The organism is Streptomyces sp. NPDC002701 (assembly GCF_042889045.1).
GTDB lineage: Bacteria > Actinomycetota > Actinomycetes > Streptomycetales > Streptomycetaceae > Streptomyces.
On sequence record NZ_JBIAQL010000001.1, the window covers coordinates 17,018 to 34,084 of the forward strand.

Sequence of the window (17,067 nt, forward strand, 5' to 3'; positions counted from 1 at the left end):
TGGCGCCCGCGCGGCACCTTCGGCATCCCCCGCCCGTTGTCTCAGTGGCTGTCCCATGCAGACCTCCCGACGCGGCGGGGTCCTCGCTTACGATGGCCGTTGCTCAAGCTGTGATTTGAATCTGCCATTGAAACCGACCGTCCCAGGCCCGACCGGCAAGGAGACAAACCCCCGTGTCCGTCCTCTCGAAGATCATGCGTGCAGGCGAAGGAAAGATCCTGCGCAAGCTGCACCGCATCGCGGACCAGGTCAACTCCATCGAAGAGGACTTCGTTGACCTCTCCGACGCCGAGCTGCGAGCCCTGACCGATGAGTACAAGCAGCGGTACGCCGACGGCGAGAGCCTCGACGACCTGCTGCCCGAGGCGTTCGCGACCGTCCGCGAGGCCGCCAAGCGCGTCCTCGGCCAGCGCCACTACGACGTGCAGATGATGGGCGGCGCCGCCCTCCACCTCGGCTACGTCGCCGAGATGAAGACCGGTGAGGGCAAGACCCTGGTCGGCACGCTGCCCGCGTATCTGAACGCCCTGTCCGGCAGCGGCGTCCACCTCATCACGGTCAACGACTACCTGGCCGAGCGCGACTCCGAGATGATGGGCCGCGTCCACAAATTCCTGGGCCTGTCCGTCGGCTGCATCCTGGCCAACATGACGCCGGCCCAGCGCCGCGAGCAGTACGCCTGCGACATCACGTACGGCACGAACAACGAGTTCGGCTTCGACTACCTGCGCGACAACATGGCGTGGTCCCAGGAAGAACTGGTGCAGCGCGGCCACAACTACGCGATCGTCGACGAGGTCGACTCGATCCTCGTCGACGAGGCCCGTACGCCGCTGATCATCTCCGGCCCCGCCGACCAGGCCACCAAGTGGTACGGCGACTTCGCCAAGCTGGTCACACGCCTGAAGAAGGGCGAGGCGGGCAACACCCTCAAGGGCATCGAGGAGACCGGCGACTACGAGGTCGACGAGAAGAAGCGCACCGTCGCCATCCACGAGTCCGGTGTCGCCAAGGTCGAGGACTGGCTCGGCATCGACAACCTCTACGAGTCGGTGAACACGCCTCTGGTGGGCTACCTGAACAACGCCATCAAGGCGAAGGAGCTCTTCAAGAAGGACAAGGACTACGTCGTCATCGACGGCGAGGTCATGATCGTCGACGAGCACACCGGCCGTATCCTCGCCGGCCGCCGTTACAACGAGGGCATGCACCAGGCGATCGAGGCGAAGGAAGGGGTGGACATCAAGGACGAGAACCAGACGCTCGCCACGATCACCCTCCAGAACTTCTTCCGCCTCTACAAGCGTCACGACCAGGACGGCAAGGAGCTTCCCGGCCTCTCCGGCATGACCGGTACGGCGATGACCGAGGCGGCCGAGTTCCACCAGATCTACAAGCTCGGCGTCGTCCCCATCCCGACCAACCGGCCGATGGTCCGCAAGGACCAGTCCGACCTGATCTACCGCACCGAGGTCGCGAAGTTCGAGGCGGTCGTCGACGACATCGCCGAGAAGCACGAGAAGGGCCAGCCGATCCTCGTCGGCACCACCTCGGTCGAGAAGTCCGAGTACCTCTCGCAGCAGCTCAGCAAGCGCGGCATCCAGCACGAGGTGCTGAACGCGAAGCAGCACGACCGCGAGGCCCCGATCATCGCCCAGGCCGGCCGCAAGGGCGCCGTCACCGTCGCCACGAACATGGCCGGCCGTGGTACGGACATCAAGCTCGGCGGTAACCCCGACGACCTCGCCGAGGCGGAGCTGCGCCAGCGTGGCCTCGACCCCGAGGAGCACATCGAGGAGTGGGCCGCGGCGCTGCCGGCCGCCCTGGAGCGGGCCGAGAAGGCCGTGCAGGCGGAGTTCGAAGAGGTCAAGGACCTCGGCGGGCTGTACGTCCTGGGTACCGAGCGGCACGAGTCGCGCCGTATCGACAACCAGCTGCGCGGTCGTTCCGGCCGTCAGGGCGACCCGGGCGAGTCCCGTTTCTACCTCTCCCTCGGTGACGATCTGATGCGGCTCTTCAAGGCGCAGATGGTCGAGCGCGTCATGTCGATGGCGAACGTCCCGGACGACGTGCCGATCGAGAACAAGATGGTCACCCGCGCCATCGCGTCCGCGCAGTCGCAGGTCGAGACGCAGAACTTCGAGACCCGGAAGAACGTCCTCAAGTACGACGAGGTCCTCAACCGGCAGCGCGAGGTCATCTACGGAGAGCGTCGCCGCGTCCTGGAGGGCGAGGACCTGCAGGAGCAGATCCAGCACTTCATGAACGACACGATCGACGCGTACATCGACGCGGAGACCGCGGAGGGCTTCGCCGAGGAGTGGGACCTCGACCGGCTGTGGGGCGCCTTCAAGCAGCTCTACCCGGTGAAGGTCACCGTCGAGGAGCTGGAGGAGGCGGCCGGTGACCGTGCCGGTCTGACCGCCGAGTTCATCTCCGAGTCCATCAAGGACGACATCAACGAGCAGTACGCGGCCCGTGAGGAGCAGCTCGGCTCCGAGATCATGCGTGAGCTGGAGCGCCGGGTCGTGCTGTCGGTCCTGGACCGCAAGTGGCGCGAGCACCTCTACGAGATGGACTACCTCCAGGAGGGCATCGGCCTGCGGGCGATGGCCCAGAAGGACCCGTTGGTCGAGTACCAGCGTGAGGGCTTCGACATGTTCACCGCCATGATGGACGGCATCAAGGAAGAGTCCGTCGGCTACCTGTTCAACCTGGAGGTCCAGGTCGAGCAGCAGGTCGAGGAGGTGCCGGTCGAGGACGCGAAGCCCTCGCTCGACAAGCGGGACGCCGTCCCGGCGGGTGCGGGTTCCGGGAGTGGCGGTGGCGCGCGGCCGGAGATCCGGGCCAAGGGGCTCGATGCTCCGCAGCGGCCGGACCGGCTGCACTTCTCGGCGCCCACCGTCGATGGTGAGGGTGGTGTCGTCGAGGGTGACTTCGCCACGGACGACGAGCCGGTGCGGTCCGAGTCGGATGGGCTCACTCGGGCCGAGCGGCGTAAGCAGCAGAAGGGCGGGCGGCGTCGCAAGAAGTGACGGTTCGCTCCGCGGGTTGAGCGGTTGAGCGGTTGAGCGGTTGAGTGGTTGTTGTGGGAGGGCCGGGCGCTTGGGCGCCCGGCCCTTTGTGCGTGTCGCCTGCCGGTTGCCTTCAGCCGTCGGCGGGTGTGATTTCGGGTGCGGGGCCGTGGGGGCTTGTCGCGCAGTTCCCCGCGCCCCTGACGGGGCCGGAGTGTGCCGGCGGGTGCGCAGTTCCCCGCGCCCCTGACGGGGCGCCCTGGCGGGCGCGCTGGCGGGGCGCCCTGGTGGGTCAGAGGTCGGGGGTGGGGGGCATGCGGGTGCCGCCCAGTTCTACTGCTGTGCAGCGCCAGCGGAGGTCCTGGCCCTGTTCCAGGCGGAATGCCATCGCGCGGAGCTGGTCGCCGGCGCCGATGCGGGCGAATGCCTCGACGGCGCCCGAGCGCGGGATGTAGTAGCCGATGTCCCGGACCACCGGGCGGGTGCCGCGGGTGCGCAGGGGGCCGCGTTCGGCGAGCCAGGCCAGCTCGTCGTACGCGCGGCCCGCGGTGTGCCGCAGCATGGAGTGCACAGGGCGCCGGCCGCTCAGGACCTCGACGAGCCGCTCCGCGAACAGGTCGGTGGGGCGCGGCCCGCGGGGCGTGGCGGGCGCGCTCCCGCCCGGGCGGCGCGAGTCGTGGCGGACGGGCGGGCGGCTGCCCGGGGTGCGCCTCGTCCTGGTCATCACCTTGTTCACGACTAAGCCCCGTTCGGTCGGACCGGCCATGCCTCTACCGGTCGGTAACTTTCTGTTGGGGATCTTGTACGAGGCCGGAGCGGGCGGCCGCAAGCGGGACGGGCGGGCACTCGGGCCGCCGGAATGTTCACCTATCAGGGTGAGGGGGGAGGGCAGGAGGCTTGGCGCGAACGGGACGTACCGGGTGACGGGTGGGACGGGGGTGGACGTCCCCAGAGGGGTGGGCGCGGACTCGAAAGGGGACGCCCGCACGTATCCTGAGAGCCTCCAGGAGGTGCGGAACCCGCCCTCGGAACGCCTCTACGAAAGCGGCCCGGCCATGCGCGTCTACGTCCCCCTGACCCTCTCCGGTCTCGCCGAGGCGTACAAGACGGGTGAGCTCGGCCCGGGACCCCTCGTCGCGTACGCCGTCACGCCCGCGCTGCGCGAGTGGTACCTCTCCGACGACATCGAGGAACTGGAGTACGCGGCACTGAACCGGGCCGCGCTCGCCTCCCTGCGGCTGGTCGCGCTCGACCCCGCCGCCCCGCGTCGCCGGGTCGTCGTCGCCGTCGACGTGCCGGACGGTGCCGCGGTCGCCGACCCCGGCCAGGGGCTCGACCCGGCGTCCCTCGGGGAGGTGCGGGTCGGCTCGGCCGTGGCGCTGGCCAGGGCCGCCGCCGTGCACGTCGACGCGGACGAGGCCGGCGCGGACGTGACGGCGGCGGCGGACGCGCTGGGCGCGGCGGACCGGGGCGACGACGACGCGCAGTTCGTCGTGGACGGGGCCGAGGACCACGAGCTGCTCTGGTTCGCCACGCAGGAGATCCCGAACCTGGTGGGTCTCGGCGACTGACGCGCGGGGCGGGCGCCGAGTCAGCGCGCGCGAAGTTCGTATGAGGCGTTGTCAGTGGGGTTGGGTACTTTTTGGATATGGGGATGCACGGAGCGACACATATCGTCTGGGACTGGAACGGGACGCTGTTCCATGACAACGCGGCCATCATCGGTGCGACGAACGCGGCCTTCACCGAGCTGGGCATACCGCCGATCACGCTGGAGCGGTACCGCGAGCTGTACTGCGTACCCGTACCGAAATTCTACGAGCGCCTGATCGGGCGGCTGCCGACGGACGAGGAGTGGGAGGTCATGGACGTGATCTTCCAGCGCTACTACGCGGAGCACCGGGTGGGCTGCGGGCTCACCGACGGGGTGCCCGGACTGCTCGCCGAGTGGGTGTCGGCCGGGCGGAGCCAGTCGATCCTGAGCATGTACGGGCACGAGGAACTCGTGCCGCTGGTGCGCGGGTTCGGTATCGAGCCGCACTTCCTGCGGGTCGACGGCCGGACGGGACCGTCCGGCGGGAGCAAGGCGGAGCACATGGTGCGCCATCTGCAGGCCCTGGCGGGCGTGGACCCCGCCCGCACGGTGGTGATCGGGGACGCGACGGACGACGCCATAGCGGCGCGGCACGTCGGCGCGAAGGCCGTGCTCTACACGGGGGGCTCGCACAGCCGGGCCAGTCTCGAAGGCGTCGGGGTGCCGGTGGTGGACACCCTGGCGGAGGCCGTGACGGTGGCCGAGTGGCTGGCGGCCTGAGCGCCGCCGCGCGCCCCTGCGATCCGCGTGCTGCCTGCGATCCGTGCGCCTCTTGGGGAGCCCGCGAGCGCGAACTGTGCAGAGTGTCAAAAAGGTGACCCCTCTTTTGTACACAAACGGCTCGTGACGCGGCCCCCCGCAGGGGCGATAGGTTGGGCACGTGATCAGCGCGATACGTCGCGGGGGCATCGCCGCCCCTGCCCTGCGCCCGGAAGACACGGACCACATCCGTGACCGGGCGGTCGCTGGTCCCCACGGGCGGGCAGCCGCGGAACAGGCACCGAGAGCAGCATCACAGCCTCCGGAGCCGCCAAGAATGGCCGATAACGCCCCGCCAATCTCTCATCGCGGCATAGCGTCGGATCAGACCGGACACCCCGCGTCGCGGCGCTACGTCACTTCATGTTCAACGACGTCACGCAACGGCGCGCGACAGGAGCCAGAGGACAATGCAGACCAAGCTGGACGAAGCCAAGGCCGAGCTGCTCGAACGGGCCGCCCGGGTAGCTGAGAACAGCCCGGTCGGGGGGCACCTACCGACCGGGACGACGGACGAGAGCACCCCTGACCGGGACACACTGCTCACGTTCCTCCAGCGCTACTACCTGCACACCGCCCCGGAGGACCTCACCGACCGTGACCCGGTCGATGTCTTCGGGGCCGCCGTCTCGCACCACCGGCTGGCCGAGAACCGCCCACAGGGCACGGCCAACGTCAGAGTCCACACCCCGACCGTCGAGGAGAACGGCTGGACCTGCAGCCACAGTGTCGTCGAGGTCGTGACCGACGACATGCCCTTCCTCGTCGACTCCGTGACCAACGAGCTGTCCCGGCAGGGCCGCGGCATCCATGTGGTCATCCACCCGCAGTTCGTCGTGCGGCGCGACCTCACCGGCAAGCTCCTCGAGGTCCTGGAGACCCGGCCCACCGGGGAACTCCCGCACGACGCCTCCATCGAGTCCTGGATCCACGTCGAGATCGACCGCGAGACCGACCGCGCCGATCTGAAGCAGATCACCGCCGATCTGCTGCGTGTCCTGTCCGACGCCCGTGAGGCCGTCGAGGACTGGGAGAAGATGCGCGACTCGGCGCTGCGCATCGCCGAGGAACTGCCCAGCGAGCCCACCGCCGACGACCTGCGCGACCAGGACGTGGAGGAGGCCCGCGAACTGCTGCGCTGGCTCGCGGACGACCACTTCACCTTCCTGGGGTACCGGGAGTACGAGCTGCACGACGACGACTCGCTGGCCGCCGTGCCCGGGACCGGGCTCGGCATCCTGCGGTCCGACCCGCAGCAGGGGGACAACGAGGACCACCCGGTCAGCCCGTCCTTCGAGCGGCTGCCCGCCGACGCCCGCGCGAAGGCCCGCGAGCACAAGATCCTCGTCCTGACCAAGGCGAACAGCCGCGCCACCGTGCACCGGCCGTCCTACCTCGACTACGTCGGCGTGAAGAAGTTCGACGCCGAGGGCAACGTCGTCGGGGAGCGGCGCTTCCTGGGGCTGTTCTCCTCCGCGGCGTACACCGAGTCCGTCCGCCGTGTGCCCGTCATCCGCCGCAAGGTCGCGGAGGTCCTGCGGGGCGCCGGGTTCTCGCCCAACAGCCACGACGGCCGCGACCTCCTCCAGATTCTCGAGACGTACCCGCGCGACGAGCTCTTCCAGACGCCGCCCGACGAACTGCGGGCCATCGTCACGTCCGTCCTCTACCTCCAGGAGCGGCGGCGGCTGCGCCTCTACCTGCGTCAGGACGAGTACGGGCGCTACTACTCGGCGCTCGTCTACCTCCCGCGCGACCGCTACACCACCGGCGTGCGCCTGCGGATCATCGATATCCTGAAGGAGGAACTGGGCGGCACCAGCGTCGACTTCACCGCCTGGAACACCGAGTCGATCCTCTCCCGGCTGCACTTCGTGGTCCGGGTCCCGCAGGGCACCGAACTGCCGCAGCTCAGCGACGCCGACAAGGAGCGCATCGAGGCGCGCCTGGTCGAGGCCGCCCGCTCCTGGGCCGACGGCTTCGCCGAGGCACTGAACGCGGAGTGCGGCGAGGAGCGCGCCGCCGAACTGCTGCGCCGCTACGGGAACGTCATCCCCGAGGGCTACAAGGCCGACCACAACCCGCGCACGGCGGTCGCGGACCTGGTCCGCCTGGAGGAGCTCGGCGACGGCAAGGACTTCGATCTCAGCCTGTACGAGCCGGTCGGCGCCGCTCCCGGCGAGCGCCGCTTCAAGATCTACCGCATCGGCGAGTCGGTCTCCCTCTCCGCCGTCCTGCCGGTCCTCACCCGGCTCGGCGTCGAGGTCACCGACGAGCGGCCCTACGAACTGCGCTGCCCGGACCGCGCGTCCGCGTGGATCTACGACTTCGGCCTGCGGCTGCCCAAGTCGGCGGGCGGCAACGGCGACCACCTCGGCGACGACGGCCGCGAGCGGTTCCAGGAAGCCTTCGCGGCGACCTGGACCGGGCGCGCCGAGAACGACGGCTTCAACTCCCTCGTCCTGAGCGCCGGGCTGAACTGGCGGCAGGCGGTCGTGCTGCGCGCGTACGCCAAGTACCTGCGGCAGGCCGGCTCGAAGTTCAGCCAGGACTACATGGAGGACACCCTCCGCAGCAACGTCCACACCACCCGGCTGCTCGTCTCGCTCTTCGAGGCACGCATGTCGCCGGACCGCCAGCGGGCGGGCACGGAGCTGACCGACGCCCTCCTCGAGGAGCTGGACGCCGCCCTCGACCAGGTGGCCAGCCTCGACGAGGACCGGATCCTGCGCTCCTTCCTCACCGTCATCAAGGCGACCCTGCGCACGAACTTCTTCCAGGAGGCGGGCGGCGGCGTACCGCACGACTACGTCTCCATGAAGTTCGACCCGCAGGCCATCCCCGACCTGCCGGCCCCGCGGCCGGCGTACGAGATCTGGGTGTACTCGCCGCGGGTCGAGGGCGTGCACCTGCGGTTCGGCAAGGTCGCGCGCGGCGGTCTGCGCTGGTCCGACCGGCGGGAGGACTTCCGCACGGAGATCCTCGGGCTGGTCAAGGCGCAGATGGTCAAGAACACCGTCATCGTGCCCGTCGGCGCCAAGGGCGGGTTCGTCGCCAAGCAGCTCCCCGACCCGGCCGTGGACCGCGACGCCTGGATGGCCGAGGGTGTCCGCAGCTACAAGACCTTCATCTCGGCGCTGCTCGACATCACCGACAACATGGTGGCCGGCGAGGTCGTACCGCCCGCCGACGTCGTACGGCACGACGAGGACGACACGTACCTCGTGGTCGCCGCCGACAAGGGCACGGCGACGTTCTCGGACATCGCCAACGGAGTGGCCGAGTCGTACAACTTCTGGCTCGGGGACGCCTTCGCGTCCGGCGGTTCGGCCGGCTACGACCACAAGAAGATGGGCATCACCGCCCGCGGCGCCTGGGAGTCGGTGAAACGCCACTTCCAGGAGCTGGGCGTCGACACCCAGAGCGAGGACTTCACGGTCGTCGGCGTGGGCGACATGAGCGGTGACGTGTTCGGCAACGGAATGCTGCTCTCCGAGCACATCCGCCTGGTCGCCGCCTTCGACCACCGGCACATCTTCATCGACCCGCGCCCGGACGCGGCGAGGTCGTACGCCGAGCGCCGCCGGCTCTTCGAGCTGCCGCGCTCGTCCTGGGCCGACTACGACAAGGAACTGCTGTCCCAGGGCGGCGGCATCTTCCCCCGTACGGCCAAGGCCATCCAGCTCAACAGCCACATCCGTGAGGCGCTCGGCATCGAGGGCACCATCGGCAAGATGACCCCCGCCGACCTGATGCGCGCGATCCTGACGGCCCCGGTGGACCTGCTGTGGAACGGCGGCATCGGTACGTACGTGAAGGCGTCCACCGAGACGCATGCCGACGTCGGCGACAAGGCCAACGACGCCATCCGCGTGGACGGCGCCGACCTGCGGGTCAAGGTCGTCGGCGAGGGCGGCAACCTCGGCCTCACCCAGCTCGGGCGGATCGAGTTCGCGCAGACCGGCGGCAAGGTCAACACCGACGCCATCGACAACAGCGCGGGCGTGGACACCTCCGACCACGAGGTGAACATCAAGATCCTGCTCAACACGGTCGTCCGGGACGGCGACATGACCGTCAAGCAGCGCAACAAGCTGCTCGCCGAGATGACGGACGAGGTCGGCACCCTGGTCCTGCGCAACAACTACGCGCAGAACACCGCGCTCGCCAACGCGCTCGCCCAGTCGCCGAGCATGCTGCACGCCCAGCACCGCTATCTGCGGCACCTGGTGCGGGCCGGCCACCTCGACCGGGCGCTGGAGTTCATGCCCACCGAGCGGCAGATCAAGGAGCGGCTCAGCGCCGGGCACGGGCTGACCCAGCCGGAGACGGCCGTCCTCCTCGCGTACACGAAGATCACCGTCTCCGACGAACTGCTGCGCACCTCGCTGCCCGACGACGAGTACCTGCGGAGCCTGCTCCACTCGTACTTCCCGACCGCGCTGGGCCGGCAGTTCGCCGCGCAGATCGACAACCACCCGCTGCGCCGCGAGATCGTCACGACCGTGCTGGTCAACGACACGGTCAACACCGGTGGCACGAGCTTCCTGCACCGGCTGCGGGAAGAGACCGGGGCGTCGCTGGAGGAGATCGTCAGGGCGCAGACCGCCGCCCGCGCGATCTTCAACTCCAGTGCCGTGTGGGACGCCGTCGAGGCCCTCGACAACACGGTCGACGCGGGTGTCCAGACCCGGATCCGGCTGCACTCGCGCCGGCTCGTCGAGCGCGGTACGCGGTGGCTGCTCAACAACCGGCCGCAGCCGATCCAGCTCGCCGAGACGATCGACTTCTTCCGTGACCGGGTCACCCGGGTCTGGGCCGAGCTGCCCAACCTGCTGCGGGGTGCCGATCTGGAGTGGTACCAGCAGATCTACGACGAGCTGACCGGAGCCGGGGTGCCGGACGAGCTCGCGCAGCGGGTGGCCGGGTTCTCGTCCGCCTTCCCCACGCTCGACATCGTCGCGGTGGGCGACCGCATGGACAAGGATCCGATGGGGGTCGCGGAGGTCTACTACGACCTCGCCGACCGCCTGCGGATCACCCAGCTCATGGACCGGATCATCGAGCTGCCGCGGGCGGACCGGTGGCAGTCCATGGCGCGGGCGTCCATCCGAGAGGACCTGTACGCGGCGCACGCGGCTCTGACCGCGGACGTGCTCGCCGTGGGGAACGGGTCCTCCACGCCTGAGCAGCGGTTCAAGGCGTGGGAGGAGAAGAACGTGGCGATTCTTGCTCGGGCGCGGACGACGCTGGAGGAGATTCAGGGGTCGGAGTCCTTCGACCTGGCGAATCTCTCGGTGGCGATGCGGACGATGCGGACGATGTTGCGGACGCATTCCTAGCGTCCCGCCGTGGTGAGGGGCACCCCCGGTGGTCGGGGGTGCCCCTCTCGGTTTTCGCCCCCGCCGCCCCGACCCTCCCCCACTCTCGGCTTCGCTCGAGCGGGGGCACCCCAATCGACAGGGCTCGGGGGCCACCCCCCCAACCCCCGGTCCTCAACCGCCGGACGGGCTGAAATGCTTTCAGCCCGTCCGGCGTTCGAGGACGAGCGCGCAGCGCGATTGCGGGGGTCTGGGGGCGGCAGCCCCCAGGGTCGGGACGGGAAGGGGCGGCGGGGGCGAGAACCCGGGCGGCCCATCCCCCCGTGCCATGACCCTAAAAGGGTACTTAGGGTAAATGGGATGAGCGAGGATCTGTCCCAGGGTGTGGTGCCGGCGGTGTCCGTCGTCGTGATCGTCTACAACGACGAGGCGCGGCTGGCCACAGCCGTGGAGTCCGTGCTGGGCCAGACCCTCCGCAGCGTGGAGGTCGTCATCGTCGACGACCGCAGCACCGACGGCTCGTACGACGTGGCGCAGGGACTGGCCGCCCGCCACCCCGGCCGCGTCAGCGCCCACCGCCTGGACGAGAACAGCGGCGGGTGCGGAGCGCCCCGCAATCACGGCATCAGGCAGGCCCGCGGCACCTACGTCCTCTTCCTCGACAGCGACGACGTACTGGAACGCAACGCCTGCCGGAACATGCTGGAGGCGGCCGAGACCACCGGCGCCGACCTCGTCTCCGGACTGTGCGTACGGGTCCACGTCGACTCGCGTGCCCGCAAGGAGGTCAAGTGGTACCCCTGGCTCTACACCCGCACGCGCACCCTGGATTCGGTCTCCGAGCTCCCTGACCTGCTGGTCTTCGACACCCTGTCGACCAACAAGTGCTATCGCCGAGAGTTCCTGATCGAGCAGGGGCTCGAGTTCCCCGTCGGGATCCACTACGAGGACCTGCTCTTCTCCGCGCAGGCGTATGCGGCGGCCCGCCGCATCACCCTGATCCCGAACCGCGTCTACGACTGGAACGTCGTGGACAGGGCCGCGACGAAGTCGATCAGCAACCGGCGCGCCGAGATCGCCAACTTCGCGCACCGTATGGAGATCCACCGACGGGTCGACCGGCTGCTCGTCGACCGGGGGCTTGCGGAGCTCAAGTTCTGCAAGGACGTCAAGTTCCTCAAGCACGACCTGGTGCTGCACCTGCGCGACCTGCCGTTCCGGGACGCCTCCTACCGGGAGGAGTTCGCCGGGATCGCCCGCGCGTACCTGGAGTCCATCGATTGGGCCGCCTTCGACGAGGTGGAACCCATCCACGCCATCTGCGCCTACCTGCTGCGCGAGAGCGACTGGGACAACCTCCTGCCGGCCGTGGACACGCTCACCAACCGCGACAAGATCTCCGCACCCCTCGTCGAGCGCGACGGCCGCGTCTACTGGTGTGCCCAGCACCTCGACGGCGCCCTCGGCCGGCAGGTCCTCGACGTCACCGCACTCGGCCACCACCTCAAGACCGTCGACAGGATGTTCCTGCGCAACGTCCTGACCCGGTACGAGGAGGACGCCGGCACGGTCCGACTGGCCGGGCGCATCGTCAATCCGCTCGGCGTCGTCCCGCCCGGCGCGCGGCTCACCGGCGAGCTGGAGTTCGCCGCCCGCCGCAAGGGCGTGCGGTTCCAGACCTTCCGCTTCCCCGTCCGCACCCTGCGGCACGAGGGGGAGTCCATCGCCTGGGAGGCGTCGGCCGGCCTCACGCGCGGGCTGCGGCCCCTGGGCATCGTGGACGCCGTGTGGGACGTACGGCTGCGGCTGTACGTCGACGGTGTGCGCACCACCACCCGGATCACCGCCTGCGAACCCGGTCTGGCCGTCGGACGCACGCCCGTCAGGCCCCGGCTCACCCGCCTGGTCGCCGACCGCATCGCGCCCGAGATCTCCGCGCGCGGCCACCTCTCCTTCCGGGTCCTCACCCGCGAGAAGGTGGACGCGCTCGTCGGGCGCGGCGTGCGGGGCGCGCCGGGGCGGCTCGCCAAGTCCACGTACCGCAAGGGCAGGACGGTACGCCGGAAGCTCACCTCCGGCGAGACCAAGATCCGGATCTACCACGAGGTGTTCAGCCGGCTGCCCGTGCGGAAGGGCCTGGTCGTCTTCGAGAGCCATCTGGGCCGCCAGTACAGCGACAGCCCGAAGGCGCTCTACGAGGAGATGCGGCGCCAGGATCTCGACTTCGAGGCCGTGTGGTCGTACACGGGGAGCGGACCGGCCGGTTTCCCGCCCGACGCCACGCTCGTACGCCGCTGGTCGCTGCCCTATCTGAAGGCGCTGGCCCGGGCCGAGTTCTGGGTCGACAACCAGAGTTATCCGCTGAAGCTCACCAAGCGTCCGGAGACCACGTACCTCCAGACCTGGCACGGCTCGGCGCTCAAGCGGATGGGCTTCGACGAACCGGAGTGGAAGCTCAGGCCCCGGCCCGCGCAGGCGGAGCAGCAGCGGGTCCTCGACCGCTTCGACCGGTTCCTGATCCGCTCCGAGCACGACGTACGCACCCTCGCCCGGGCGTTCCGCCTGAAGGAGCGGACGCTGCTGCGCGTCGGCTACCCCCGCAACGACGCACTCGTACGGGCCAGGAAGCGGGAGGAGGAGACCGGCCTGCGGGAGCGCGGACCGCTCGCCGCCGAGCTGGGGATCCCCGACGACCGGACCGTGCTGCTGTACGCGCCCACCTTCCGGCACCAGGGCGGGAAGCAGCGGCGGTTCGAGCTGCCGTTCGACGTGGAGCGGTTCGCCGACGAGTTCGGCGACCGGTACGTCCTCCTCGTGCGCTCGCACTACCTCAACCACGTCGTGCTCCCGCCGTCCGTGCGCGGGCGCGTCCTCGACGTGTCGGCCCACCACGACGTGACCCCGCTGCTCGCGCTCGCCGACGGGCTGATCACCGACTACTCGTCCGTGATGTTCGACTACGCGCTCCTCGGCCGGCCGATGTTCTTCTTCGCGTACGACTACGAGGAGTACGTGCACGAGGGCCGCGGCACCTACTTCGACCTGCTCGAACGGGCGCCGGGCCCGGTCGTGCGCACCGAGGAGGAGCTGTACGCCGCCCTCGCCTCGCTGGACGAGCAGGCGGTGAAGTACGCGGAGGCGCGGGCGGGCTTCGTCGCGGAGTTCGGGGAGTACGACACGGGGACGGCCGCCCAGAGCATCGTCGACCAGTTCTTCGCCCACCGGAGGCGCGCATGAGGCCGGCCGGCACCCCCGATGACGCGGACGCGGTCGCGGACAGGGACGTGAACGCGCACGCGGAGCCGCGGCGGGACGTCTTCTTCGTCTCCAACAGCGTCGACGAGCTGGGTGGTGTGACCAGCTGGTCGCACCAGATGGCCCGCCTCTTCACCGGGCGCGGCCACCGCGTCCACGTCGTCGGCATCACCCCGCCCGCGGTGGCTCAGGACCTCGGCACCGTCCCGTACCCGACGACGACCCTGTACGCCGGACAGCCGCCGAGCCCCGGCCGGGCACGCGAGGCGAGCATCCGCGAGAAGGCCGCGAGGCTGACCGCGCTGTTCGGGGCGGCACGGCCCGGCGCGGTCGTGATCGTCACGCAGGTGTGGGCCATGGAGTGGGTCGCCCGGGCCGACACCCGCGGTCTGACGGTGATCGGGATGAGCCACGAGTCGTTCGCGTACTCCAGGGCGTCCTCGCGCTTCCACCGCGTGCGCAGGTGGTACCGGGACGTCGACCGCATGCTGGCGCTGACCCGCGAGGACGCCGACCTGTGGATCGGGCAGGGCATGAACAACGCGTCGTTCATGCCGAACCCGTTGCCGTTCATGCCGGAGGTGCCGTCGGCCCGCACCGAGAACGTGGTCGTCAGCATCGGCCGGCTGCACGACCAGAAGGGCATCGACATGCTCCTCGACACCTGGGCGGAGATCGCGCCGCGCCACCCCGACTGGCGTCTGCGGATCTACGGCTCCGGGGAGGACGAGGAGATCCTGAAGAAGCAGTGCACGGCTCTCGGGCTCGACGGCTGCGTGGACTGGATGGGCCGCACGGGCGATGTCCCGGCCGCGCTGCGCGGCGGCTCCGTCTTCGCGCAGTCGTCCAGGGGCGAGGGTTTTCCGCTCGCCCTCATGGAGGCCATGGCGACCGCCGTGCCCTGTGCCGCCTTCGACTGCGCGCCCGGGGTCCGTGAGATCGTCCGCGACGGCGAGGACGGGCTTCTCGCCGCCCTGGGCAACACGGGAGAGCTGGCTCGCCGCCTGGACACTCTGATGTCCGACAAGGAGGTGCGGGACCGGATGGGGGACGCGGCTCGCGTCAACATCCGGCGTTATGCGGCGACCGAGATCGTGAACCGGTGGGAGGGGTTGTTCGGGTTCCTCGAACGATGACGCTGCCGGACCGTCGTTGGCTGCGGGTCGGTGGGGGCTTGTCGCGCAGTTCCCCGCGCCCCTTGTGGGGCCTGGGCCCGTCACTGGGTGCGGGCTGGTGGGGGCTTGTCGCGCAGTTCCCCGCGCCCCCTGCGGGGCCCGAGGCGGTTACTTCGCGGTGCCGCCGGTGAACTTCTCGTACTCCTTCAGTACCTCTGTCGTGGGGCCGTCCATCCGTAGTTCCCCTCGTTCCAGCCACAGCACCCGGTCGCACGTGTCCCGGATCGACTTGTTGTTGTGGCTGACCAGGAAGACCGTGCCCGCGCTCTTCCGCAGTTCCCGGATCCGGGCTTCGGACCGCTTCTGGAAGGAGCGGTCCCCCGTGGCGAGGGCCTCGTCGATCATCAGCACGTCATGGTCCTTGGCCGCGGCGATGGAGAACCGCAGCCGCGCGGCCATCCCGGACGAATACGTCCGCATCGGCAGCGTGATGAAGTCGCCCTTCTCGTTGATGCCGGAGAAGTCGACGATCTCCTGGTACCGCTCCCGCACCTGCTCACGGGACATCCCCATGGCCAGCCCGCCGAGGTACACGTTGCGCTCTCCGGTCAGGTCGTTCATCAGCGCCGCGTTGACGCCGAGCAGGGAGGGCTGGCCGTCCGTGTAGATCCGGCCGCGCTCCACCGGCAGCAGACCGGCGACGGCCTTGAGCAGGGTGGACTTGCCCGAGCCGTTCGTGCCGATCAGGCCGATCGCCTCGCCCCGGTACGCGGTGAAGGACACGGACTTCACCGCGTGCACCCTGCGCACCCCCGCCGCCTGTTCGGCCTTCCTCCCGCGCAGGATGCGGTTGAGCGCGGCGGTGGCGCTGCCCCGCCCCACTCCCGTGCCGTTCACGCGGTAGACGATGTCGACACGGTCGGCGACGACGGTGGGGACCCGGTTGGCCCCGGTCCCGCTGCTCTCGGCGATCACGTTCTGCTCAGCCACGGCCGTACGTCTCCTCAGCCTTCCAGAAGTAGATGAACCCGCCCGCACCGGCCAGCAGCGCCCAGCCGACCGCGAGCGCCCAGACGTGAGCGGGCAACTGTCCCGCCCGGAACGTGTCGATCAGCGCGAACCGCATCAGGTCGATGTAGACGGCGGCCGGATTGCACTCCAGCGCGAGCAGCACCGCGCGCGGCATGTCCTGGTGGTCGCTGAGCACCCGGTCGATGCTCCACATGACACCGGAGACGTACATCCAGGTCCGCAGCACGAACGGCATCAGCTGGGCGATGTCGGGCGTCCTCGCCCCCAGTCGGGCCACGACCATCGCCACGCCCGCGTTGAACACGAACTGAAGTGCCAGCGCCGGCGCGGCCAGCAGCCAGGACGGGCCGACGGGCACGCCGAAGAAGAGCAGGATCACGACCAGCGCCGCCATCGAGAACAGCAACTGCTGGAGCTGTTGCAGCGCGTACGACACCGGGAGCGCGGCGCGCGGGAAGTGCAGGGCGCGCACGAGGCCGAGGCTGCCGGAGATCGCCCGGGTGCCCGCCATGATCGAACTCTGCGTGAACGTCCACACGAAAACGCCCGTGACCAGGAACGGAACGTAGTCCGGCACACCGTGGCTGGTGCCCATGAGGACGCCGAAGACGAAGTAGTAGACCGCCGCGTTGAGCAGCGGTGTGGCCACCTGCCAGATCTGGCCGAGCCTCGCCTGGCTGTACTGGGCGGTGAGCTTGGCCGTCGCGAACGCGGTGATGAAGTGCCGGCGCGCCCACAACTGGCGGACGTACGCGGGCAGGGAGGGCCGTGCGCCACTGACCGTGAGGCCGTGACGCGCGGCGAGCGCCGAGGGCGGTGTGTCGAGGGCCTGACTCACATCCGCTGCTTTCACTCGGGAGGGACGGGGGGAGTGCCGTTACCTGCGGTCCGCCCCGACGTGCCACGTCGGGACGGGACCGTATCGTCGTGACGTGAGAGTAGGACGGACCGACGTCGGAACGCAACCGTTTCGTCGT

The 17,067-nt window shown here is 69.7% G+C and carries 9 protein-coding genes; 6 read left to right on the forward strand and 3 right to left on the reverse strand.

Going from position 1 to position 17,067, the window contains the following annotated elements:
* Positions 1–173: 173 nt before the first annotated feature.
* The gene (gene secA / locus ACFYXC_RS00080; protein WP_388922200.1) at positions 174–3,035 is read left to right on the forward strand and encodes a preprotein translocase subunit SecA; all 2,862 of its coding nucleotides are present in this window, start codon (positions 174–176) and stop codon (positions 3,033–3,035) included.
* Positions 3,036–3,306: 271 nt separating this feature from the next.
* On the opposite strand, the gene ACFYXC_RS00085 is transcribed toward secA, so the two are convergent.
* Entirely contained in the window at positions 3,307–3,750 is a 444-nt protein-coding gene (locus tag ACFYXC_RS00085) for an Rv3235 family protein (protein ID WP_389545001.1), read from the reverse strand.
* A 319-nt stretch (positions 3,751–4,069) separates the two neighbouring features.
* Here ACFYXC_RS00085 and ACFYXC_RS00090 point away from each other — a divergent pair, with 319 nt between their 5' ends.
* The 5 genes from ACFYXC_RS00090 (at position 4,070) to ACFYXC_RS00110 (ending at position 15,079) form a co-directional block, all read left to right on the forward strand.
* Positions 4,070–4,585, forward strand: coding sequence for a DUF6912 family protein (locus ACFYXC_RS00090; RefSeq protein ID WP_389546677.1), 516 nt, complete (start codon positions 4,070–4,072; stop codon positions 4,583–4,585).
* Positions 4,586–4,662: 77 nt separating this feature from the next.
* Positions 4,663–5,328 (forward strand): HAD family hydrolase, encoded by a 666-nt coding sequence (locus ACFYXC_RS00095; RefSeq protein ID WP_388922194.1) that lies wholly within the window; start codon positions 4,663–4,665, stop codon positions 5,326–5,328.
* A gap of 449 nt (positions 5,329–5,777) precedes the next feature.
* Entirely contained in the window at positions 5,778–10,709 is a 4,932-nt protein-coding gene (locus ACFYXC_RS00100; RefSeq protein ID WP_389545006.1) for an NAD-glutamate dehydrogenase, read from the forward strand.
* A gap of 339 nt (positions 10,710–11,048) precedes the next feature.
* Positions 11,049–13,925: a CDP-glycerol glycerophosphotransferase family protein gene (locus ACFYXC_RS00105; RefSeq protein ID WP_389545009.1), complete on the forward strand. Its 2,877-nt coding sequence runs from the start codon at positions 11,049–11,051 to the stop codon at positions 13,923–13,925.
* Complete coding sequence (locus tag ACFYXC_RS00110) at positions 13,922–15,079, forward strand: glycosyltransferase (protein WP_389545012.1); 1,158 nt, start codon at positions 13,922–13,924, stop codon at positions 15,077–15,079. The genes ACFYXC_RS00105 and ACFYXC_RS00110 overlap by 4 nt, the downstream gene beginning before the upstream one ends.
* A 147-nt stretch (positions 15,080–15,226) precedes the next feature.
* On the opposite strand, the gene ACFYXC_RS00115 is transcribed toward ACFYXC_RS00110, so the two are convergent.
* Positions 15,227–16,048 (reverse strand): ABC transporter ATP-binding protein, encoded by an 822-nt coding sequence (locus ACFYXC_RS00115; protein WP_389545015.1) that lies wholly within the window; start codon positions 16,046–16,048, stop codon positions 15,227–15,229.
* Positions 16,041–16,928, reverse strand: a complete 888-nt coding sequence (locus tag ACFYXC_RS00120) for an ABC transporter permease (protein WP_389545018.1) — start codon at positions 16,926–16,928, stop codon at positions 16,041–16,043. Before ACFYXC_RS00120 ends, ACFYXC_RS00115 begins: the two co-directional genes overlap by 8 nt.
* Positions 16,929–17,067 lie beyond the last annotated feature (139 nt).